The 23,005-nt window shown below is 70.3% G+C and carries 17 protein-coding genes, 2 pseudogenes and 1 riboswitch; of the genes and pseudogenes, 14 read left to right on the plus strand and 5 right to left on the minus strand.

What is annotated here, in order from left to right; genetic code table 11:
• Window positions 1-82: 82 nt before the first annotated feature.
• A pseudogene (locus OG625_RS36295) lies at window positions 83-299 on the minus strand (YnfA family protein).
• Window positions 300-637: 338 nt separating this feature from the next.
• Here OG625_RS36295 and OG625_RS36300 point away from each other — a divergent pair.
• From OG625_RS36300 to OG625_RS36345, 10 genes are all read left to right on the plus strand, one after another.
• Window positions 638-1,924: an alanine racemase gene (locus tag OG625_RS36300; RefSeq protein WP_329389494.1), complete on the plus strand. Its 1,287-nt coding sequence runs from the start codon at window positions 638-640 to the stop codon at window positions 1,922-1,924.
• Window positions 1,925-1,974: 50 nt separating this feature from the next.
• Window positions 1,975-2,955, plus strand: a complete 981-nt coding sequence (locus OG625_RS36305) for an ornithine cyclodeaminase (RefSeq protein ID WP_329389496.1) — start codon at window positions 1,975-1,977, stop codon at window positions 2,953-2,955.
• Window positions 2,952-4,412, plus strand: a complete 1,461-nt coding sequence (locus OG625_RS36310) for an MATE family efflux transporter (RefSeq protein WP_329389498.1) — start codon at window positions 2,952-2,954, stop codon at window positions 4,410-4,412. The genes OG625_RS36305 and OG625_RS36310 overlap by 4 nt, the downstream gene beginning before the upstream one ends.
• Window positions 4,409-5,551 carry a histidinol-phosphate transaminase gene (hisC, locus tag OG625_RS36315; protein ID WP_329389500.1) on the plus strand — a complete coding sequence of 381 codons (1,143 nt, stop codon included), beginning with the start codon at window positions 4,409-4,411 and terminating at the stop codon, window positions 5,549-5,551. Before OG625_RS36310 ends, hisC begins: the two co-directional genes overlap by 4 nt.
• Entirely contained in the window at window positions 5,548-6,531 is a 984-nt protein-coding gene (locus tag OG625_RS36320) for a PLP-dependent cysteine synthase family protein (RefSeq protein ID WP_329389502.1), read from the plus strand. Before hisC ends, OG625_RS36320 begins: the two co-directional genes overlap by 4 nt.
• 77 nt (window positions 6,532-6,608) lie before the next feature.
• Window positions 6,609-7,610, plus strand: a complete 1,002-nt coding sequence (locus tag OG625_RS36325; protein ID WP_329389504.1) for an ABC transporter substrate-binding protein — start codon at window positions 6,609-6,611, stop codon at window positions 7,608-7,610.
• 82 nt (window positions 7,611-7,692) lie between these two features.
• Entirely contained in the window at window positions 7,693-8,721 is a 1,029-nt protein-coding gene (locus OG625_RS36330) for a FecCD family ABC transporter permease (protein WP_443067924.1), read from the plus strand.
• Complete coding sequence (locus OG625_RS36335) at window positions 8,721-9,536, plus strand: ABC transporter ATP-binding protein (protein ID WP_329389508.1); 816 nt, start codon at window positions 8,721-8,723, stop codon at window positions 9,534-9,536. The genes OG625_RS36330 and OG625_RS36335 overlap by 1 nt, the downstream gene beginning before the upstream one ends.
• A gap of 596 nt (window positions 9,537-10,132) precedes the next feature.
• On the plus strand, window positions 10,133-11,965 hold the full coding sequence (locus tag OG625_RS36340; protein ID WP_329389509.1) for an IPT/TIG domain-containing protein: 1,833 nt from the start codon (window positions 10,133-10,135) through the stop codon (window positions 11,963-11,965).
• 236 nt (window positions 11,966-12,201) lie between these two features.
• Window positions 12,202-12,933 (plus strand): SDR family NAD(P)-dependent oxidoreductase, encoded by a 732-nt coding sequence (locus tag OG625_RS36345; RefSeq protein ID WP_329389511.1) that lies wholly within the window; start codon window positions 12,202-12,204, stop codon window positions 12,931-12,933.
• A 1-nt stretch (window position 12,934) separates the two neighbouring features.
• Here the strand turns inward: OG625_RS36345 and OG625_RS36350 are convergent.
• Both OG625_RS36350 and ppnP read right to left on the minus strand, forming a co-directional pair.
• A pseudogene (locus OG625_RS36350) lies at window positions 12,935-13,039 on the minus strand (IS5/IS1182 family transposase); the annotation flags it as partial.
• Window positions 13,040-13,097: 58 nt separating this feature from the next.
• The gene (ppnP, locus tag OG625_RS36355; protein WP_329389513.1) at window positions 13,098-13,379 is read right to left on the minus strand and encodes a pyrimidine/purine nucleoside phosphorylase; all 282 of its coding nucleotides are present in this window, start codon (window positions 13,377-13,379) and stop codon (window positions 13,098-13,100) included.
• Window positions 13,380-13,622: 243 nt separating this feature from the next.
• Here ppnP and OG625_RS36360 point away from each other — a divergent pair, with 243 nt between their 5' ends.
• On the plus strand, window positions 13,623-16,043 hold the full coding sequence (locus OG625_RS36360; RefSeq protein WP_329389515.1) for a hypothetical protein: 2,421 nt from the start codon (window positions 13,623-13,625) through the stop codon (window positions 16,041-16,043).
• 104 nt (window positions 16,044-16,147) lie between these two features.
• Here the strand turns inward: OG625_RS36360 and OG625_RS36365 are convergent, their stop codons facing one another.
• Together OG625_RS36365 and OG625_RS36370 are read right to left on the minus strand one after the other, a co-directional pair.
• Window positions 16,148-16,576: an acyl-CoA thioesterase gene (locus OG625_RS36365; RefSeq protein WP_443067837.1), complete on the minus strand. Its 429-nt coding sequence runs from the start codon at window positions 16,574-16,576 to the stop codon at window positions 16,148-16,150.
• Between the two features lie 128 nt (window positions 16,577-16,704).
• A riboswitch (cobalamin riboswitch) is annotated at window positions 16,705-16,934 on the minus strand.
• A gap of 180 nt (window positions 16,935-17,114) precedes the next feature.
• Complete coding sequence (locus OG625_RS36370) at window positions 17,115-18,518, minus strand: short-chain fatty acyl-CoA regulator family protein (RefSeq protein ID WP_329389517.1); 1,404 nt, start codon at window positions 18,516-18,518, stop codon at window positions 17,115-17,117.
• A 380-nt stretch (window positions 18,519-18,898) separates the two neighbouring features.
• On the opposite strand from OG625_RS36370, the gene aceA reads away from it, so the two are divergent.
• The 3 genes from aceA (at window position 18,899) to OG625_RS36385 (ending at window position 22,746) form a co-directional block, all read left to right on the plus strand.
• Window positions 18,899-20,182: an isocitrate lyase gene (gene aceA, locus OG625_RS36375; RefSeq protein WP_329389519.1), complete on the plus strand. Its 1,284-nt coding sequence runs from the start codon at window positions 18,899-18,901 to the stop codon at window positions 20,180-20,182.
• A gap of 93 nt (window positions 20,183-20,275) precedes the next feature.
• Window positions 20,276-21,880, plus strand: a complete 1,605-nt coding sequence (aceB, locus tag OG625_RS36380) for a malate synthase A (RefSeq protein WP_329389521.1) — start codon at window positions 20,276-20,278, stop codon at window positions 21,878-21,880.
• Window positions 21,877-22,746 carry a 3-hydroxybutyryl-CoA dehydrogenase gene (locus OG625_RS36385; RefSeq protein ID WP_329389522.1) on the plus strand — a complete coding sequence of 290 codons (870 nt, stop codon included), beginning with the start codon at window positions 21,877-21,879 and terminating at the stop codon, window positions 22,744-22,746. The genes aceB and OG625_RS36385 overlap by 4 nt, the downstream gene beginning before the upstream one ends.
• Window positions 22,747-23,005: the final 259 nt, after the last annotated feature.

Here is a 23,005-nt window from a genome sequence, read left to right on the forward strand (position 1 = left end):
TTCTGGAGAATCCCCCTGGACTCGCGGGAGCTGACCCCGTGATCCGGAAGGCGTCAGACGGCTGCGACGCGGTTGAGGCAGATCAGTTCCCGCGGGGTGCGTACATGATCACAGCCATGCCGGCGATGCAGACCAGGGCGCCGATGACGTCGTGGCGGTCGGGGCGGTGCCCGTCCGCGACCATGTCCCGGGCGATGGACCCGGCGACGAAGATCGGCGCCGATCCAGGCTCAGCCCATGTGCTCGCGGATGCCCTGCCAGACCAGCCGGGCGCCCCCGATCTCGAAGAGGGCGGCCACGGAGGACTGGCCGCCGGGGGAGTCGGGGGGAGGTTTGGAACGGGCGGAACCATGACGAGCTTCTCGCCCTCGGCGGCGCCCTGCGTTCATCTCCTCGCGTCGCAGCTCGATGGATTTGCTGGACAGGTCGCCTGATGTGTGTCGGTTTCCCACCGTTTGCGCCCTCCCTGAAGGGCACTCTCCCAAAGCTGCTATTGAAAATGAGTGTCATAGTCGTATAGAAGTACGGGGTGCTCATCTCACGACAGGTGGTGGAGCGCCCGATGGCCGGAGTCCGGCCCTTCGCGCTCCCCGCACTCCGACATCCCACGGTCTCCACCCTGCTGGCAGATCACCGCGTGCTGCTGGCCGACCTTCTCGACGGCCTGGGGTCACCGCTGCATGTCGTGCTGCCCGAGATCTTCGAGGAGAACGTCGTCAGACTCCGCCGGGCGTTCGCCGAGGCGGGCGCACCCGCCGACATCTTGTTCGCCAAGAAGGCGAACAAGGCGGACTGTTATGTCACTTCGGCCGCTGCGCTCGGTGTCGGGATGGATGTGGCCAGTACCCCCGAACTGGTCAAGGCCTTGGCCGGTGGAGTGCCCGGACACCGGATCGGCATATCCGGCCCGGAGAAGGACGACACGCTGCACGCTCTCGCGGTTCAGCACGGCTGCCTGGTCGCCGTCGACTCGATCAGTGAACTCCGCCGGCTGGCGGCAACCGCGCGGCTCGCGCGGCGGCAGGCCACCGTGCTGCTGCGGTCCCGGACGGCCGGCCAACCGGGAAGCCGCTTCGGGCTGTCTGCCGCTGAGCGTGAGGCCGCTGTCGGTCTGTGCGCGGAACTCGCCGCCCATATCAGTCTCCGGGGATTCTCCTTTCACCTGAACGGCTATTCCGCGGCGGAACGTGCGACGGCGGCGAACGAGATGATCGAGCACTGCCTCGACGCCAGGCGGCGCGGCTCGCTCTGCGCCGAACTGGTCGACATCGGCGGCGGGTTGCCGGTTCGCTATGTCGAGCCGCGGCTCTGGGACGAGTTCCTTGAGCAGAACGAGCCGGCCCACTACCACGCGGCCAAGAACTTCAAGGACTTCTATCCGTACGGCGGGCAGCCCGCGATCCAGGCAGTGCGCGCGCTCATGGCGCACCCGGTCGACGGTGGCGAGAGCCTGTCGGCGAAGGCGGGACGCAACGGCATCCGGTTCGTCGTCGAGCCGGGCCGGGCCCTGTTGGACCAGGCCGGATTCACGATGTACCGCGTACAGCAGGTCGACGACCGACGGGACATCGACGGGTACGCGATCGTCACCGTCGCGGGCAGCAGTTTCAGCCTCTCCGAGCAGTGGTTCAACAGTGACTATCTCCCCGACCCGCTGCTGATGTCCGCCCATCCCACCGCAGACGAGATGTTCCCGGCCTGCGTCGCAGGCTCGACCTGCCTGGAAAGCGACCTGGTGACCTGGCGGAAGATCGGCTTCCCGCGGCCCGTACGGCGCGGTGACCACCTGGTCTACCTCAACACCGCCGGCTACCAGATGGACTCCAACGAGTCACCGTTCCATGACGCCGCACTGCCGTTGAAGGCTGTTCTCCGGCTCGGTGGCGACGGGGCCCCGCCCCGCTGGCGTCTGGACGGAATCTGATGCGACTTCGAACCAATCCGATGCGACAGCCAATGAAGGAGAAGCCTCGCATGTCACAGAGTTACGCCTTGCCCGGGCAGCTGTGGTTGTTGCCGCAGTCCCAGCAAGAGGGACTGGACCTCGACCGCCGACAGGTGATCGCGGTCGTCGAGAAGGCCTACCGCGCCTTGCGTAAGGGCGGATCGAACAACCCGGTCAAGACGATCATCGACGATCCCGGCCACCACTCTCTGAGCTATTCGATGGTGGCCAGGGACGCCGGCAGCGGCACCGTCTGCTTCAAGGCGGTCTACGAGTTCGACCCGCGCCGCAGCCGGGACGATTACCGGTTCCACTCGTTCGTCTTCCTCGTCGACGACACCACCGGCGCACCCATCGCACTGATGGACGTGGTGAAGCTCGGACCGCTGCGGTCCTCGGCCACCACCGCGCTGTTCGCCCGTGCGGCCTGCCCCGGCGCACGAAGCGCCCTGGTCGTCGGCACCGGTGTGCAGGGCCAGGCGGCACTGCCGATGCTGCTCGCCGCTTTGCCGAAACTGGAGCGGCTGCAGGTGTTCGGGACCTACCCCGAGGGCCTGCGCGCCGTCCAGGACAGCGCCGAAGGCCGCAAGGTCGAGATCGTCGAGGACCTCCGGGAGGCAGCCCGTGAGGCGGACATCGTGATCGGAGCCTCCGGCCTGTCCGCCACCGAAGAGGTCCGGCGTGACTGGCTGAAGCCGGGCTCGGTCGCGGTACTCCTCGGGTACGGCGTACATGCCGACGTGTGCCACGGCGCGGACTACCGGATCGCCACCGATACCGCCCAGATGCACGCCACCTGCGACGACCTGCGGGGCGAGGACGGCAGCCTCCCGACGGTGGACGCCCAGCTGCCGGACATCCTGCTGGGCAGGGCACCTGCCCGCCGGCATCCCGACGATGTGGTCTTCGCCTACAACAGCGGAATGGCGGTCACCGACGCCGCGCTGGGCCGATACATAGCCGATCTCGCGCTGGCGGGCGGGCGCGGCGAGAAGGTCAGATTCTGGTGAGTACCGACACGACCGGCACGACCGGCACGACCGGCACGACGGGCACAACTGGCACGACGGAGACCGGCGTCGGCTGGTGGGTCAAGAACTCGCGGACGCTGCTCAAGCTCGCGTTCCCGTTGATCCTGACCAACTTCGCCTACGTCGCACTGACCACGGTGGACATCGTGATGCTGGGCCGGCTCGGCGCGGTCGAGATCGCCGCCGCCGGTCTGGCCATCGCGCTGTTCAACCAGCTGCGCACCACCGGGACGGGCCTGGTCACCGGAGTCAGCAACCTGGTGGCCGAGGCGCGGGTGCAGGGCGACCGGCAACGTATCGGCGCGCTGCTGTTCGCGGGGTTCTTCTGGGCGACTGTGTGCGGTGTGGTGTTCTGCGCGGTACTCCTGCTGATCGGCCCACTGCTCGTCCTGCTGGGTCAGGACCCGACGGTGGTCGACAAGGCAGGCGAGTTCCTGATGATCCTGGCGCCGGGCATGCTGCCCTGCCTGTGGTTCCAGAACCTGCGGCACTTCACCACCGGCCTCAAGCGGCCCGGCCCGCTCCTGGCCATCACGCTGGCCTCGATCGGCGCGACCATCGGCCTGAACTACGTCCTGATCCACGGCAAGTTCGGCCTGCCCGCATTCGGCTTCGCCGGCGTCGCGATCGCCACCGTCACGGTGTTCCTGTTGTCCTTCCTGGCGTTCATCGCCGTGATCCTGCGGGACAGTGTCCTGCGCCCGTACCTCACTTCGCCCGACGCGCGGCGCTGGAACGGGGACGCGGTCCGGTCGGTCTGGCGCCTCGGCCTGCCGATCTCGGGTACCTACGCCTCGGAGGCCGGGTTCTTCAGTGTGCTCACCCTGGTCATCGGCTCCCTGGGCGTCGACGCCCTGGCCGCGCAGACGGTGCTGAACCAGATCGTCTACATCGTCTTCATGATCTCCGCCGGGCTGTCGCACGCGGCGTCGATCCACATCAGCGAGGCCGACGGCGGCAACGACTACGTGACAGCACGCAGAATGGGGCTCCTCGGCACGGCCTGGGGAGTGATCGCGACGCTGGTGGTCGCCGTCGTGTACCTGGCGATCCCGAACCCGATCGTATCCTTGTTCATCTCGGCCGAGCACGCCGGCAACTCGGACATCATCGCCCTGGCCGTGACCGGACTGTTGATCGCCGCCCTCATGCAGGTCTTCGACGCCATGCAGAACATCGGCAACGGCATCCTGCGCGGCATCGGCGACACCGTTGGGCCGTTGCGGATCTCCCTCGTCGGGTACTGGCTGATCGGGCTGCCCGCGGGCTACCTGCTCGGGGTGACCGCCGACTGGGGCGTCGAGGGCGTCTGGATCGGCCAGACCATCGGCCTCGCGGCCACCGCCGCCATCCTGCTGGTCGCCTTCCTGCGCCGCGTCGACCGGCTCCACCGAGCGACGTCCAGCGCACCCGTCCCGGAACCGGAGTCGTCATGAACCATGCCCTCGCACCGGCCGCTTCGGCCTCCTTGATCCGCAGGGAGGTGGCGGGCCTGCCCCTCTACGATCCCGGCGCCGACCCGGACGAGGTGGCCGCCCTCAGCGGCTCCCGCCGCGTGATCAAACTCTCCAACAACGAGAGCCCGTTCGGCATCTCTCCGGCGGTCGCCGAAGCCGTACGCCTGGGCCTGGCCGACGGCGTCTCCCGCTACCCCGACCCCACCGGCAAACGCCTGGCCGAGGCCATCGGGAAGAGCCTGGACGTGACTGCCGAGCGTGTCGTGCTCGGCAACGGCTCGGAGAACATCCTGGAGCTGCTGTGCCAGGCCGTACTCGATCCCGGTGACCTGGTGGTCACCCAGGCGCCCGGGTTCAGCCTGCACGAGACCTTCCCGCGCGTCATGGGCGCCCGGGTCGAAAAGGTCCCGGTCACCGCCGAGTTCGGGTTCGACGCGGACGCCTGGCGTGCCGCGCTGGCCGCAGGCCCGAAACTCGTCTTCCTCGCCAACCCGTGCAATCCCACAGGCGCGATGCTCAGTGCCGGCCAACTGGAGCAAGTCGTGGCCGCCATCCCGGAATCGGCCCTGCTGGTGCTCGACGAGGCGTACGGCGAGTTCGCCCGGCCCAACCCGGAATACCCCGACGGGCTGGAGGCTCTGCGCGGCCAGGACAGGCCGTGGATCGTGCTGCGCACCTTCTCCAAGGCCTACGGGCTGGCGGGCGTCCGGGTGGGGTACGGCATCGCCTCCGACTCCGCCCTGATCCAGGCACTGGACCGGGTTCGTACTCCGTACAACGTCAATCAGCCGGCCCAGGAGGCCGCCGTCGCCGCGCTGGGCGACCACGCGCACCTGGCGAACACGGTCCGCCGGACCGCTCTGGAGATCGCCAGGGTCACCGACCGGCTGCGCGACGCGGGACTGGGCGTGGTCCCGTCCTCGACCAACTTCCTCTTCATCGACACCGGCTGTCGCTCCGACCGGGTCGCCCAGGAGCTGCACCGCGCCGGAATCATCGTCAAGGCGTGGCGCGAGCCGGGATACGAGAACTACATCCGAGCCTCACTGTCGACCCCCGGAGACAACGACGTCTTCGTGCGGTGTCTGACGGAGATCTGCGCGAAGGACAAGCCGTGATCAAAAGCAAGATGTCTGACCTGATAGGGCGAACGCCCCTTCTCAAATTGCAAGTTGTGGAAGGCGGGGCAACCGTCCTGCTCAAGATGGAGCAGTACAACCCCACCGGCACCGCCAAGATCCGGATGGCCAGGAACATGGTGGACGAGGCGGAGGCGGCGGGGCTGCTCACCTCTGGCGGGTGGCTGGTCGAGTCCACCTCCGGCAACACCGGGCTCGGCCTGGCGCTCATCGCCGCCGAACGCGGATACAAGTTCACCGCCGTGGTGGACAACCACTCCAGTACGGACAAGCTGCGCGGCATGCTCGCCTACGGTGCCGACATACTCAACGTCGCCGGGGACGAGGAGGGCCTCGCCACCGCCGAACGCGACACCGTGGCCGAGCGACTCGCGGCCGATCACGGCGCGTACTGGACTGCGCAACACCGCAATCAGGGGAACCCCAACGGCTATCGGCCGCTCGCCCGCGAACTGCACGACGACCTGGGCGACGACATCCACTACCTGTACGGGGCCGTCGGCACCGGTGGTTCGCTCTGCGGAACCGGCCGTGTCCTGCGCGAACGCATCCCGGACCTGAAGATCATCGGCGTCGAGCCGGTGGGGTCCGTCGTCTTCGGCGGAAAGGGCGCGCCCTACCACCAGTCCGGCACCGGCACCCCTGAAGGCTCGGAGATCGGCGGCGTCGTCGACTACGAACTGATCGACGAGGGTGTCAAGGCCAGTGACGCACAAGCCTTCGAGACCTGCCGCTACCTGGCCAGAAACTTCGGCATCCTGATCGGAGGTTCGGCGGGGGGCGTGGTCTACAAGGCTCTGGAGCAGGCGCAGAGCGCGGGGCCTGAGACCACCATCGTCGTGCTGGTCTGCGACGGCGGCGACAAGTACCTGGACACCGTGTTCAACGACGACTGGATGGCGGCCAACGACTTGTTCGACGCTCATGTCGTCCACCGGCTCTCCGCGATGCTGCGGTAGCGCCCGACCCGACCTTCTGTCCTCTCCTACGAACTGGTACCTTCCGGCTAATGAAAACGAAAACGATAATCAGAATAGTGACGGCCCTGGCGGTGCTCGCGGTTGCGGGGTGCACGGCCGACACCGCTACCGATGCCGGCGAGCGGGCAGCGACGGCGGGGACGGGCGCGACGACGACCTACCCGTTCACCATGAAGAACTGCGGCACCGATGTGACCTACAAGGCCGCTCCGAAGAAGGTCGTCACCCTGAACCAGACCGCCGCCGAGATCCTCATCCACCTGGGCGTGGGTGACCGGATCGTCGGGTCGGGCTACGAGATCGAAAAGACGCCGGACGCGATCGCCGAGCAGTACAAGAAGATTCCGCTCCTGTCCGCGCACGGGCAGGAGATCAAACACGAGAAGCTGCTGGAAGCGCAGCCGGACTTCGTCTACAGCTCCTTCGCGAGCATGTTCACCGCCGAGCAGTCCGGCGACCGGAAGCAGCTGCACGACCTGGGCGTGCCGACTTACCTGACGGAGTTCGACTGCTCGTTCCACGAGAGCGTGGCGGGCGCGGACTTCGAGATGATGTACGAGGAGTACCGTCGGCTGGGCAAGATCATGGACGTGCCCGCCGCCGGAGAGAAGCTGGCGACCGAACAGCAGGCCGTGGTGGCCAAGGCGCTGGGCGCCGTCAAGAAGCGGGACACTCCGCTGAAGGTGATGTGGTTCTACTCCACTTACGAGGGGACTCCGTGGGCAGCGGGCCCCGGTGGTCTGCCGCAGCACATCTCGGACCTCGTTGGTGTCCAGAACATCTTCGCCGACGCGAAGACCAAGTGGGCCGAGGTGAGCTGGGACGAGGTCGCCGCCCGGAATCCCGACGTCATCATCCTGGCCGACCTGACCCGAGGCGAACCCAACGACACGGCCAAGGAGAAGATCGACCTGCTCAAGAAGGACCCCCTCACCAGCAGGCTCAACGCGGTGAAGGGTGACCGGTTCATCTCCATCCCCGGCTCCCACATGGATCCCGGCTACGGCAGCGCGTCCGTGGTTCCCGCGCTGGTCGACGGCCTGAACAGGCTCGGCTGACCGGCCGATCATCATGACGACGAATTCACACAAGACTGCCGCGCCCACCGGAAACACGATCACCAGCCGTGAAACCGTTCCGGTGCGCCGGCGGCGCGCCCCGACGGTGGCGCTCTTCTTCCTGGCCGTGGCCGGACTGGTGGTGTCGGTCGTCGCCGCGTCGCTGTTCGGGAGCGCGGACATCCGGCCCCTGGATGTCGTCTCCACGATCCTCCGGCATGTCGGTCTAGGCGGTATCGCCCCCACTCCGCCCCTGCCGGGGCTGCTGGACGCCCTGATCTGGGAGTCGCGCTTCCCGCGGGTGCTGCTGGCCGCCGCCGTCGGCATGGCCCTGGCGGTCTCGGGCGCGGTCCTGCAAGCGGTCACCAGGAATTCCCTGGCCGACCCCTACCTGCTGGGAGTCTCCTCCGGTGCCTCCACCGGCGCGGTCGCCGTGCTCCTACTGGGCATCGGTGGAAGCATCTCGCTGTCGACCGGAGCTTTCGTCGGCGGCCTGGTTTCCTTCGGCCTGCTGCTGCTCCTGCTCGGCGGGGGGCGCGTCGCCAGCCCTTCCCGGGTGGTGCTCACCGGCGTACTCGTGTCCCAGTTCTTCGCCGCGGTCACCTCGGTCATCCTCATGGTCAGCGGGGACGCGAACTCCACCCGGGGCTTCACATACTGGCTGCTCGGCACCCTCGGCGGCGCCCGGTGGGAAGGGGTGACCGTCACCGTCGTGATCATCCTGATCGGGGTGGTCGCCGTCCAGTTCTTCGCGCCCGCCCTCGACGCCTTCACGTTCGGATGGGACTCCGCCGCCGCCCTGGGGATCAATGTCACCGCGGCCCGCATCTGGCTGATGGTGCTGACCTCGGTCATCACGGCGGCCGCCGTGGCGGCCTCCGGCGCGATCGGCTTCATAGGGCTGCTCATCCCGCATGCCGTCCGCATTCTGGCGAGCCCGACGCACCGCACCCTGCTTCCCCTGTCCGCGATCGTCGGCGCCATCTTCCTCATCTGGGTGGACGCGTTCGCACGGACAGCGTTCTCCCCCCACGAGCTGCCCGCCGGCGTCATCACCGCGCTTCTCGGCGCGCCCGCCTTCGCGCTGGTCCTGAAGCGTCTGGAGTCCTGATGGGCCGCATCACCAGCACCCAACTCTCCTGGTCGGTCAAAGGCCACCGGCTACTGGACAACATCGAGATGGCGGCCGACGACGGAAAGGTCGTCGGCCTCCTCGGCCCCAACGGCTCGGGCAAGTCGACACTGCTGCGTCTGCTCGCCGGACTGCGGCGCCCCGACACCGGAACCGTCCGCTACGACGACACCGGTCTGGACGAGCTCGGCCGCCGGGTGCTGGCCCGGCGGCTCGCCGTCGTCGAACAGGACGTGTCCGCCCACAATTACGTCAACGTCCGCCAGGTCGTGGAACTCGGCCGCACACCCTTCCGCGGCCGCTTCGACGCGCTGACCGAGCGCGATCGGCGGATCGTCGACGCGGCGCTGGAACGCACCGACATCACCGACAAGCAACACCGGAGCTGGCACACCCTCTCCGGAGGGGAGAAACAGCGCACCCAACTCGCTCGCGCCCTCGCCCAGGAACCCCAGGAGATCCTGCTCGACGAACCCACCAACCACCTCGACATCCGCCACCAGCTCGAACTCCTCGACCTGCTGACATCGCTGGACGTCACCTGCGTCGTCGCCCTGCACGACCTCAACCTCGCCGCCCGATACTGCGACCACATCGTCGTCCTCAACCGCGGACAGGTCGCCGCAGCGGGGACCCCGCAGGCCGTGCTGACCCCGGACCTGATCCGGTCGGTCTACGGCGTCAACGTGCTCGTCGACCGCGAACACACCACCGGCGCCCTCCGCATCACCTACCTGGCCGCCACAGCCACGCGAACGACTGCCACACAAGCGGTGCAACTCGATGCCCCGTAGGAGCCGGTTCCTTCAACCCCGGTCTGCCGTAAGTCCTGCGAGGACGTTCTGCCGGTACGTGGCGCCCTCGCCACCGCACCGTCTCTGATCTTCACGTTCACGCGGCTATGACCAGCGCATTCCCGTCCCTGGACGCGAGGAGCCAGCACCGAACCAGCATCGGAGTGCAGAGCGCTGGTTCTCGACGGCGGATGCCTCTGTGCGGGTGCGCCGTAGGCAGGGCTTGCCGGTTTGCCGGTCGCCACGCACAGTTGCGCACACTCCTCGACCCTGCTGAGGGGCCCGGCCTCGTCCGGACCCCTCGCCTTCAGTGCGAACCATCGCACGTTCGTGCGAACTCGGTCTGGAGGTCGGAGTTTTCGACAGGCCCGGCGTGACGATCCGGCATTTCGCGCGCGCCGCGCGTCAGCCGCTGCGATGCTTCCGCCGGTATCACCGGGCCGTCGCTCCCGCGAGCGGTCCTCGATACCGGCGAACGTTCGGCGGCGTCGTGCGGAACGGCGCTCCGGTTCGTCGTGCCGGAGCGTCCGGCCGCGGCTTCTCAGGAGTCTTCGCCTCCGGCCGCCGCCGGGCGGAGCTGAGAGGGGGAGACTTCGATGTCATCGAATGGCGTGTTACGCGGACCAAGATCCCGGTGGCGCAACCGGCTGATGGGGGTGGCCGCGTCGTCCGCGCTGGCCGCGGGCGGCCTGACGGCTCTGGCGGTTCCGGCGGCGGCGGAAGGGGTGTGCGCCGCCCCGGTGGTGGCGGATGCGGTCACCACGATCACCTGCACGGCGGGTGGTTCCGGAAGTCTCACCGTGCCCGACGGCGTGTCCAGCGGTGTGGTCACTCTCGACGGCGCCGGGGGCGGGAACGCCTCCGACGGCACACCGGGCGGCAAGGGCGCGCACCTCGTGGCGACCGTCCCCGCGACTCCCGGGCAGACGTACAACGTCACCGTCGGCAGACGTGGCGCCAACGCCGCCGCGAACCCGCAGTTCGGCGCGCCCGGGGCCGGCGGTGCCCTCGTCGCGGTGACCACGGCCGCCGGCACCCCTTTGCTGACTGCGGGTTCGGGCGGTGGCGCGGGCGGACCCGGCATCGGCTCCCCGGCCTACCCGGGAGCGGCCGGCGGTGACAGCGGGAACGCGGGCGCCGACGGCAACGGTCTGGTCCCGGACGCGCAGGGCGGTACGGGCGGAGGCCCGGGCACCGACACCGCCGGCGGGACGGCGGGGACCGGAGGGCCCGGGGCGGACAACGAGGGCGCGAACGGCTCCCCGGGCGCCTACCCGAACGGCTCCGGCGGCTCCGCCGCGCAGGGAGTCTTCAGTCCGACCGGTGCAGGCGGGCGCGGCGGAGCCGGGTACGGCGGCGGAGGCCGGGGCGGAGCCGGTGGCCGGTACGGAACCACCGGTGGCGCAGGCGGTGGCGGGGGCGGCGGATCCAGCCTGGTCTCCGGCACGGTTCAAGGCTCACCGGTCACCCTGGCCAACGGGGCCAACGCCGGGGACGGCCTGATCGTGTTCGCCTTCCACCGGGACGCGCCCACGATCACCGCCATCAGCCCGGACACCGGACTCGCGGCGGGTGGCACGGCGATGACGGTCACCGGCACGAATCTGGCGGGCGCCGTCATCACCTTCGGCGCGGGCAACCCCGCTACCGGCGTCTCCTGCACCCCGACCTCCTGCACCGCCACCGCACCGGCCGGGAGTGGGACGGTGGACGTACAGGCCACCACGCCCGGCGGCACCAGTGCCGCGTCCCCCGCCGGCCGGTACACCTACATTCCCGTACCCGTGGTGACCTCGCTCAGCCCGTCCGCGGGCACGACGGACGGCGGGACCGTGATCACGGTCAACGGCACCGGCCTGAGCGGCGCCACCTCGCTCACCTTCGGCCCCGGAAACCCGGCCGGCGGTCTGTCCTGCACCGCCACCGCGTGCACGGCCACCGCACCCGCGCACGCCGCGGGCCCCGTCGACGTGCAGGTGAGCACGCCCGGAGGCACCAGCGCCGTGGTCGGCGCGGGCCGGTACACGTACCAGCTCCCGCCCGCCGACATCGACGTGGACCTGACCGTGCAGCCCGGCCTGAGCCTCCTTGTCCCGTACCTCACCCACACCCTGACCGCCCACAACACCGGCCCCGGTACGGTCACTTCGGCCACGCTCATCGCGACACTGCCGCCGGGCTCGTCCGCCACCGCCCTGTCCCCGGGGTGCACCGTCATGGGGACGACGGTGACCTGCCTCTACGGCACCATCGCCGGCGGCGCCGCTTCGACCAAGACGTTCCGGGTGCCGCTGGGCCTGCTCTCGCTGGGCCGCGTCTCGGTCACCGCGACTCGGACGGTGTCCGTTCCGGCCGACCCCAACGCGCTCAACGACAGTGCGACCGCCACCTGCACGGTCGTCTCCGTCCTCCTGGCCACCTGTCCCTGACCCCCGGACCGCACCCGGCACCACACACGGACGACGCCGCCTTCTGGGGGTACGGCCGCGGCCCCGCAAGCCCACCGGCTCGCGGGGCCATGGCGGTCCGGGGACTTCGCGACAGGCTCTCAACTTGTCGTTCTGCCCGGTGTCACGTTACGGATTCCTTGACTTCGTTCGTCCGCTGATCGACCCTCGGCGCACCCCCGCCTGCTTCGTCAGGGGCCCAACAGTGCGGAGGACGTATGGGACAGCTCGACGGCAAGGTCGCGGTGGTCACGGGCGGTTCGGCCGGCATCGGCCTGGCGATAGCCGCTCGCTTTGTCCAGGAGGGCGCCCGGGTCTTCCTCACCGGCCGACGGGAGGCGGAACTCGCCGCGGCCTCAACCACATTGGGAAGCTCTGTGATCGCCGTCCCGGGTGACGTGACCCGGGAGGCCGACCTCGCCCGCCTCTACACGGCCGTGGCGGCGGCGGGCAGCCCCGTGGACATCCTGGTGGCCAACGCCGGAGGTGGTCGGTCGGCCGGACTCGCCGATCTCACGCAGGACCAGTTCGACCTCACATCGGACCTGAACTTCAAGGCGACCTTCTTCACCGTTCAGCGCGCACTGCCCCTTTTCAAGGATGGCGGTTCGATCATCCTGCTCGGCTCGGCCGCCGGCTCTGCCGGGTCCAGGCGCTTCGGCGTCTACGCTGCGACGAAGGCCGCCGTCCGTTCGATGGCCCGCAGCATGGCCCTGGAGCTGGCCGACCGCGGAATCCGCGTCAACACCCTCAGCCCCGGCCCCATCGCCACCCCGTCCTTGACCCGGGCTCCCGCCGAGGTCGTCGAGGAGGCGACGGACCGCGTTCCCCTCGGCCGCCTCGGCCGCCCGGAGGAAGTCGCCTCCGCCGCGCTGTTCCTCGCCTCACGCGAAAGCAGCTACATCACCGGGATCGAACTCTTCGTGGACGGCGGCGCCCGCCAGGTCTGACACGGGCTGACGCCTCCAGGGCCGGCATTGGCCGCAGGCGCTGGATGACCCGGCAGACGGTGACCGGGGAGATCCCGAAGAATGCGGCGAGCCGGCGCATGGTCAGCCCGCAACACCCCACCCGTACAGGCAAAATGCCCAAGACTGAGCCTTCTGTAAACCCTTTAGCGGTATTCGCAGAGGTAGGCGGTTTCGACTGCGACCTTGAGCTGGAACTTGCTGTCGGCCGGGACCTTGAAATGACTGCCGGTGGAGAAGGTCTCCCAATCGGCGGCGTTGGGGAGCTTGACGGTCAGGGCGCCGCTGATCACGTGCATGATTTCCGGGGCGGCCGTGCCGAATTCGTACTCGCCGGCAGCCATGACACCGATGGTTGCCGGGCCTTGCTCCTGGGTGAAGGCGATCGACTTGACCGTGCCGTCGAAGTATTCGTTGACCTTGAACATGTGCGTTGCGTCCTCTTGGGAAACGAGCGGAAATGGATGGCCGGCTGGTCGCGCCCTCGCTACCGGCGAAGGGAAGGCTACCGGTGCCCACGAGCGACAGTCAGCCGGCGACAGCCCGCCGGTCATCCGTTCGACGCCAGAGGCTGAAGATCAAGCTAGCGTGCCATCCCATGGACCTGCGGCGGCGGGGCAGGACGGGTCCGGGACAGCTTCGCGGCCCTGCCGCGGGCCGCTTCGAACGCCATGACTCACCTCGCCGAGCACAGGGTGACGTCCGGCGACGATGCCGGAGCGCTCGACACATGGCAGCCGGTCCTCGACGGGGGCACGAGCTGCACCGAGGAACCGCAGATGAGCCAGGCGCGCGCCCTCCTGCCGCTGTTGCGCGCCGACCGCACCGACGAGGCCCGTTCCCACCACCTCACCGGCTACCGCCCGGTCCGGGGCAACACCGGCATGCAGGACGAGGTCGGCCTCCACCTCGAGTTCTGCGCCCTCTCCCGCAACGAGGGGCGGGGGCTGGAGATCCTCGCGGAGAACCGCCCGCTGTTCGAGGCCACCGGCGCCCCCCTGGCCCACCTCGGTTTCCTCACCGGCGCCGAAGTGCTGCTCGCCCGCCTCGCCGAGGACGGACACACCGACACGGCCGTCGCGGGCCCGCCCGGACGCAACTGGACCGTCGGCGGGCTCCTCGCCCACGTCCGCACTGAAGCGGACGCGCTCACCACCGCGTTCGACGCGCGCAATGCCGGCACCGCCGTGGGCGACGCGCGCCGCAAGCGCCTCGCGCAGCGCCCGCTGCTTGCCGAGCCGCTGCCGCTCGGCCTGCGCACGTCCCTCACCCGTCCCTCCGCGGCGACCGCCGTTCCCGCTTCAACCGCCACCTCCACCTCCACCGGAACGGACATCCCCCGGGACTTCGTGGCCCTGGTGCGCGAGGCACGCCGCCTGGGTCTCGCGGGGCATCCCGGGGAGAACCGGCTCTGGACCCGCATCGAGGAGCGCCTCGCCGACGGCAGCGCCACGTACGACGATGAACTCGGCCCGGAGGAACTGCTGCAAGCCGAGCTCGCCGAGCAGCGTGCGTTCCGGCTGGCCAAGGAGGACTGCGACGCGGAGAGCACCGCCGAGCTGAAGCGGGCCGCCGGACTGTACGAGGGACTGGGCATGCCCTGGCACGCGCTCTCCGCACGCGCCCGCAGCCTCGTCTGGCTGAGCGCCTCCGACGACGCCGACCACGAGTCGATCCGCACCGGCCTCGACGCCGTCCTGGCCGAGGCGGAACTCCTCAAGGCCGAAGCCCCCTTGACGTCCTCTGCGCAGGAGGCCGAGCTGGAGTACCTCACCGTGCTCTACGCCGCCACCTTCGCCGCCTACCAGGAGGCGGCGCGGACCCTGCCCGAGCCGGCGGGCCCCGCCACGGAACGCTTCGAGCAGCACGCCGGGACGCTGCGGGCGGAGGCGGAGCGCCTGTCGGTGCCCCACCAGGTGGCCAACGCGCTCCAGTTCGCCGCGGACCTGGCTGCCCGAAGCGGTGACCCCGAACGCGCCGAGGAGGGCCTGCGGGCCGCTCTCGCGGCCGTGGACGCCTCTGACCGGCCCTGGCGCGGTTCGCGCCCGCGCGCCCTGCTCGCCCAGCTGATGCTCGGCAAGGGGGAGCCGGCCGAGGCTGCGGAACTCCTGCACCGGGCGCTCGCCGACACGGCCCGGTACGACGACACCGACTTCGCGGTGGCGCCGACGTACGCCCTCCTCGGGCACGCGGCCTCGCACCTCGACGACGTGAACGGCGCGGTGCGCCACCTGTCGGAGGCGGCCGCACGGTTCGACCAGGACGGCGCGCACGACGGGGCCACCGACGCACGCCTCCAGCTCGCCGACGTCCTGGCCGGGGCCGGCCGACAGGCCGACGCGGTCGCCGTCCTGGAATCGGTCCTCGCCGGTGAGACCGAGGCCTCGGGCGACGAGCGGGCACTCGCCCAGGCCCGTCTGACGCTGGCCCGCGGCCTGCGGGAACTGGGGGAGTACCTGCCCGCGGCCCAGGAGTTCCTGCGGCTCGCGGACGCCGTCGCCACCTGGGAGGACGACGACCGACAGGTCCTCACCCTGGTGGCGGCGGAGGCGGCCGGCGCACTGGCGATGGCCGACCGGTGGGAGGAAGCGGCGACGGCGTACGACCGCGCCCTCGCCGCGCACGCCGAGGCACCGAACCCGCCCCTGATCATCCGCATGTTGTGCGAGTTCGCCCGGCTCACCCTCCAGGCCAGGGGACCCGAAGGCCTGGATACGGCCCTCGATCACCTGACGCTGGCCGACGCGCTCCTCGCCGCCGTACCGCAGGACACCGACGACTTCGCCGTCTGGTACGAACGCGGCAACGTGCACTACCGCCGCGCCCGCGTCCTCGCGGAGGCCGAACGCTTCGAGCAGGCCCTGGCCGAGGCCGAGGCCGCCATCGTCGCCCACGAGGAGGGCGGGGAACAGGGCGAGGTACCGCGCGCCGAAGCGGTCCGGATCGCGGCCCTCATCGAGGGCAACGGCCTCGCCCGCTTCAAGGAGGCGGTGGCCCGGCTGACCACGGCCGCCGCCCGCTGCCGCGCAGCCGACCTCCCGGAAGCCGCCCACATCCTGGACGCCCTCCGCGAGGACTACACGAAGCGGTAGCACCGGCGAACCGACGTCCGCCTCGGCGGCTGCGAGCCGGCCGAGGGGGAGCCGGGGCGAGCGTGCCGCTGGGCGGGAGTCACGTCCCCCGCCCCTCGCACCGGCTACGGCTCCAGGAGGCCCGGGACGGGGCGCGGCCGTCCGTCGGCGTCGATGGCGACGAAGCTCAGCCGTGCGGTGGCCACTTCCGTGGCGGGGCTGGTGGTGGCGTTCCAGCGTTCCGCGGTGACCCGGACGGCAACGGTCATCGAGGTTCGTCCCGCGCGTTCGAGCGTGGAGTGGACGGTGAGCAGGTCTCCCGCGCGGGCCGGGGCGAGGAACGTCATCCGGTCCACGGAGACCGTGACGGCGGGGCCGTCGGCGTGTCGGCCTGCCGATGCCGCGGCGGCGTCGTCGATGAGCTTCATCACGACTCCGCCGTGGATGGTCCCGTACAGGTTGGTGTCGTGCTCGCTCATGATGTGGGCGAGGGTCACACGGGAGTCGGTCGGCACCTTGTGGGCCCGGGCGCCTGTGGTGATGTCCGCGGTCACGGAACTCTCCTTCGCGAGTCGTGTGGGGCGAGCCCGGTGACGTACCGCGGACGCGAAGGAACGGCGGGCACGAGAGTGCCCGCTGCCGCCGACCCGCCCACGAGGCCACCGAGGTCTCCGTGCGCATCCGTTGCGCACGGGCAGCGGCAGGTCTTCGGACTCGCGGGCACGCCGACGTACGCATGGCACGTACGGGGGCATCTACTGGCCGTCGCTTCCCGGACCCGGAGGGTCCAGTGCGTATGACGGCGGTCGTTCCCGCTCACCGCTGCGGGGCAGTCCCGGATTCCCGCCGGGTTCCCTCTTACGACGCATCCCGCCTGGTGGACGGGGCGAACCAGCTGCACCCCACACCCTAGGCCACGCCTTCGCGGGAGCGGTCGCCGCTCGCACGTGACCCCCACCTCACCGGGGCGGAGCCGCCCGGGGCCCGGTACGACGGGGTCTCACGGTCGGCACGGGCCTGCACCCACTGTGGCCCGCCGGGCACTGGGTACCCGAGCGGATCGCCCCGAGGCGCGCAGACGCACGTGAGTGGTCAGTTCCCGCTCACCGGGTAGGGGATGAAGGTGCTGCTGTTCTCGTCGACGGCGAGGGCCCGGCCGAGCGGCGGGACGGCGCGCTGGGGGCAGTCGAGGCGTTCGCAGAGCCGGCAGCCCATGCCGATGGGTGTGGCGGCGGCGGTGTTGTCGAGGTCGAGGCCGTCGGAGTAGACGAGGCGGGAGGCGTGGCGGATCTCGCATCCCAGGCCGATGGCGAAGGTCTTGCCGGGTTCGCCCCAGCCGCCGCGGTGGCGGGTGATGGCGCGGGCGGTCCACAGGTGGCGCTGCCCGTCGGGCATGGCGGCGACCTGGACGTGGATGCGGCCGGGTGCGGCGAAGGCTTCGTAGACGTTCCACAGGGGGCAGGTGCCGCCCGCGCGGGAGAAGTGGAATCCGGTGGTGGCGGACTGTCGCTTGGACATGTTTCCGGCGCGGTCGACGCGGACGAAGGAGAACGGGACCCCGCGCAGCCTGGAGCGCTGGAGGGTGCTGAGACGGTGGCAGACGGTCTCGTAGCCGAGGCCGAAGTGGTCGGTGAGCCGCTCGATGTCGTAGCGGTATTCCTCGGCGGCGCTGTGGAAGGCCCGGTACGGGAGGATCAGCGCGGCCGCGAAGTAGTTCGCGATGCCGATCCGGGCCAGGCCGTGGGCGGGGGATCCGGAGGGGAAGTCCTCCGCCGCGAGCCGGTCGAGCTCGTCGCCGTACTCGAGCAGCGCCAGTTGGGTGGCCATCCGGAACGCCTGCTGCCCCGGCCGCAGCCGGTTCGACAAGTGTAGGACCCGGCTCGCGGCGTCGTAGTGGTGCAGCCGGTCGGAGTCCGGGGCGAGCCTCACCCGATGGCGTTCGGCGAGCCGGCGGGTGAGGGCGTGGAGGACGTCCCCGGGGCGGATGCCGATCTCGGCGGCGAGCTCTTCGGCGGCCAGGTCGGCGTCGTGGAGGTAGTTCTGGCGGCGGTAGAAGAACTCGCGGATCTCCTCGTGCGGCGAGCGAGGCGCATCCACCGAACCCCCGTCCCGGCCGTCGGCGGCCTCGGCGAGCCGCTCGGCCAGCAGCTGGCTGCGCCGGCCGAGGTCCAGCAGGACCGAGGCCACGGCGGGCATCCGGGTGGCGAGCTCGGCCAGGTCGGAGGGGGACACTCTGGCCTCGGCGACCTCACCGGCGAGCGCCTCGCGCAGGTCGGCCACCAGGCGGCTGGTGTCCCGCTCGGAGAAGAAGCCGGGGTCGACGCCGAAGGCCTCGGTCAGCCTCAGCAGCACGGGGACGGTCAGCGGGCGCGAATCGTGCTCCATCTGGTTGAGGTAGCTCGGCGAGATCCCGAGGACCCGGGCCAACTCCGCCTGGCTCATCCGCCGTTCCTCGCGCAGCCGCCGCAGCCTGGCTCCCGCGTACGTCTTGCTCACCGCATTCCTCCCCTTTGGGACACACACCCGGGGAGCCTACGCGGAATTGCGCTGCTGCCGACCTTCGCAAGGTTGGCAAAACGGCTGTCGAAGATTCGCAGAACTTGGCACTCGTCCCTTCTTGAGGGCACTCAGTGCCACTGTCAGAGTCTGTGGTGCGGCCCGCCGGACCCGGCGGCCGAGGCAGACGATCCGGGCCTGATTCACGCCCTGATGTCGGATGAACCGGCCGTCCTGCCCCGGCAGCCCGGCAACATTGCTCAGTTCGGCCCACGGGTGGGGTCGGCGACCCGATCAACTACTTAGGCACAGGGTGCCAATGCGCTGAGCGATTGATCAGAGCATTCGCAGACCCAGCGATCACGGAAACGGTGATGGTCATGGCAGAGGCGAACACGACGACAGCAGCGGCCCAACGGCTGGAGCAGCGCTGGGCGTCCGACCCGCGATGGGCCGGTATCGAGCGGACCTACACCGCCCATGACGTGGTGCGGCTCTCCGGCAGCGTCCGCGAGGAGCACACCCTGGCCCGGCGCGGAGCCGAGCGGCTGTGGCGCCAGCTCCACGAGCGGGACTACGTCCACGCGCTCGGCGCGCTCACCGGCGGTCAGGCCGTCCAGCAGGTCCGGGCGGGGCTCCAGGCGATCTACCTCTCCGGCTGGCAGGTGGCGGCGGACGCCAACCAGGCCGGTCACACCTACCCGGACCAGAGCCTGTACCCGGTCAACTCCGTTCCCCAGGTGGTGCGTCGCATCAACAACGCGCTGCTGCGCGCCGACCAGATCGCCACCGCCGAGGGCGGCAGCGACACGACCGACTGGCTGGCGCCGATCGTCGCCGAGGCCGGCTTCGGCGGACCACTGAACGCATTCGAGCTGACCAAGGCGATGATCGCGGCCGGTGCGGCCGGCATCCACTACGAGGACCAGCTCGCCTCCGAGAAGAAGTGCGGCCACCTCGGCGGCAAGGTGCTCGTCCCCACCTCCCAGCACATCCGCACCCTCAACGCGGCCCGCCTCGCCGCCGACATCGCGGACACCCCGATCCTGATCATCGCCCGCACGGACGCCCTCGCAGCGAACTTGCTGACCAGCGATGTCGACGAGCGCGACGCGCAGTTCGTCACCGGCGAGCGCACGGCAGAGGGCTTCTACCGGGTGCAGAACGGCATGGCGCCCGTGATCGCCCGCGGCCTGGCCTACGCCCCGTACGCCGACCTCATCTGGGTCGAGACCGGCACCCCTGACCTCGCCCAGGCCCGCGAGTTCGCCGAGGCCATCCACGCGCGGTATCCGGACCAGATGCTCGCCTACAACTGCTCCCCCTCCTTCAACTGGAAGGCGGCGCTGGACGACGACCAGATCGCCAAGTTCCAGAGGGAGTTGGGTGCGATGGGCTACCGCTTCCAGTTCATCACCCTGGCGGGCTTCCACTCCCTCAACCACGGCATGTTCGATCTCGCCCGCGGCTACGCCGAACACGGCATGACCGCCTACGTCGACCTCCAGGAGCGCGAATTCGCCGCGCAGGCCCACGGCTTCACGGCCGTCAGGCACCAGCGCGAGGTCGGCACCGGCTACTTCGACCTCGTCTCCACCGCCGTCAACCCGGCCTCCTCCACGACGGCGCTCACCGGCTCCACCGAGGAGGAGCAGTTCCACTAGGCCTTCGACTGACCGTCCCGCCGGCCAGATTCCGGGTGGGTGCCCGCCGACCGTACCCCGTCGGGCACCCACTGCCCCGCTGAGGAGAACCGCATGCCCCTGAAACCCCCGTCCAGCAGTGTTCAGGTTCTCGGCGCACCGGGCGAGCGCCACGAGGAGATCCTGACGCCCCAGGCCCTGGAGTTCATCGGCCGACTCCACTCGGCCTTCGCCGACCGCCGCCTGGGCGTCCTCAAGGAGCGCCGCCGCCGCTCCGCCCGCCTGGCCGAAGGCAAGCCACTCGATTTCCCACTCGCCACGCGCGCCGTCCGCGAGGACCCCGACTGGCGGGTCGCACCTCCCGGTCCAGGTCTCAGCGACCGCAGGGTGGAGATCACCGGACCGCCCGAGCGCCGCATGACCGTCAACGCCCTCAACTCCGGTGCCCGCGTCTGGATGGCGGACTTCGAGGATGCCACCGCGCCCACCTGGGACAACGTCATCGGGGGCCAGCTGAGCCTGCTCGACGCCATAGAGCGGAGCATCGACTTCACCACCCCCGAGGGCAAGGAGTACCGCCTCGGCGAGCAGCTTGCGACCATCATGGTCCGCCCGCGGGGCTGGCACCTCACCGAGGAACACGTGGAGATCGACGGCCGCCCCGTCTCCGCCTCCCTCGTCGACTTCGGCCTGTACTTCTTCCACTGCGCACAGCGGCAGATCGACGCCGGGTACGGCCCGTACTTCTACCTCCCCAAACTGGAGAACGCGTTCGAGGCCCGGCTGTGGAACGACGTGTTCGTCCTCGCCCAGGACCTCCTCGGAATCCCGCGCGGCACCGTACGCGCGACCGTCCTGATCGAGACGATCACCGCCGCCTTCGAGATGGAGGAGATCCTCTCCGAGCTTCGCGAGCACAGCGCCGGCCTCAACGCGGGGCGCTGGGACTACCTCTTCAGCCTGATCAAGACCTTCGGCCACCGCACTGACTTCCACCTGCCCGACCGCGCCACGGTCACCATGACCGCCCCCTTCATGCGCGCCTACACCGAACTCCTCGTCCGTACCTGCCACAAGCGCGGAGCCCACGCCATCGGTGGCATGGCGGCCCACGTGCCCAGCCGGGACACCGAGGCCAACGCCGCCGCCCTGGCCAAGGTCCGGCTCGACAAGGAACGCGAGGCCGAGGACGGCTTCGACGGCTCCTGGGTAGCCCACCCCGGCCTGGTCCCCGTCTGCCGCGAGGTCTTCGACGGAGTTCTGGGCGGCCGACCCCACCAGCTCGACCGCACGCGGGACGACGTCGAGGTGCAGCGGACGGACCTGCTGTCCGTCCGCCGGATCGCCGCACCGCCGACCCCCGAGGGCGTCCGCGCCAACGTCGCCGTCGCGCTGCGCTACTTCGACGCCTGGCTGCGCGGCAGCGGCGCGGTGGCGCTGTACGGGCTGATGGAGGACGCGGCGACCGCCGAGATCGCCCGGGTCCAGATCTGGCAGTGGCTCCGCCACGGCAGCGTGGACCGGGCCACCGTGACCGGCCTGCTGGACGCCGAATGTGCGGCGCTGGCCGCCGAGGACGCGGACTCTCTGGCCGCGGAAGCCCGCGAGGTGTTCGAGCGCACCGCCCTCACGACGCAGTTGCCCGCCTTCTTCACCCCGGACGCGTACTCCCGTCACCTCGTCCGCCACGCCGTCGCCGCTGCCCGGGTGCGGTCATGAGCGACCTCGTCCAGCGCATCGGCGTCGTCGGCGGTGGCCAGATGGGTGCCGGTATCGCCGAAGTCTGCGCCCGCGCAGGCCTGGACACCGTTGTCGCCGAGGCGGACGCGCCCGCCGCCAGCGCCGCCCGGGAGCGCATCGCGGTCTCTCTGGAGCGCGCCGTCCAGCGGGGCAAGCTCGACCGGACCTCCGCCGAGGACGCCCTGGCCCGGCTCGTGTTCACCGGTGACCTGGAGGATCTCGCCGACCGGCAGCTGGTCGTCGAAGCGGTCACCGAGAACCCGGAGGCGAAGTCGGACGTCTTCACCCGCCTCGACAAGATCGTGGAGGATCCGGAGGCGATCCTCGCCACCAACACCTCCGCCATCCCGATCATGCGGCTCGGCATGGCCACCCGCCGCGCGGACCGGGTGGTGGGCCTGCACTTCTTCAACCCGGTCCCCGTCCTGCCGCTCGTGGAGGTCGTGAGCTCCCTGCACACCTCGGCGGACACCCTCACCACCGTCGAGGCGTTCGCCCGTGACGCCCTGGGCAAGACCACGGTCCGCTCCCAGGACCGGGCCGGCTTCGTGGTCAACGCGCTGCTGATCCCGTACCTCCTCTCGGCCATCCGCATGGCCGAATCCGGTTTCGCCGGCGCCGAAGACGTGGACGCCGGCATGGAACTGGGCTGCGCCCATCCGATGGGGCCGCTCAAGCTCGCCGACCTGATCGGGCTGGACACGGTCGCGGCGATCGCCGAGTCGCTCTACGAAGAGTTCAAGGAACCGCTGTACGCCCCGCCCCCGCTGCTCCAGCGGATGGTGCAGGCAGGGCTGTTGGGCCGCAAGAGCGGCCGCGGGTTCCACACGTACGGCCGGGACTGAGGGGTTCCGGCACGTCTCCGGGGCAGAGGGTGCGCCGGAGACGAGAGAGCGGCGTGGGTGGGGCGAGTGGTGTCGCCGCACCCACGGCGCGTCTCATTTCCCCGTCCGATACGTGGACCGCTGTACTCATCCTCCGGTCGGGCGACCTAGGGTGGCTCTCGCAGGTCAGCGGTACGAAGTCCTCCTCGACGCCCGGCGCGGGCTTGGCCAGCAGCAGGTAGGTGACCGGCCCGACGAGCACGGGGCGTGCCGCGAGGCC

The sequence above is a fragment of the Streptomyces sp. NBC_01351 genome, assembly GCF_036237315.1.
Lineage (GTDB): Bacteria > Actinomycetota > Actinomycetes > Streptomycetales > Streptomycetaceae > Streptomyces.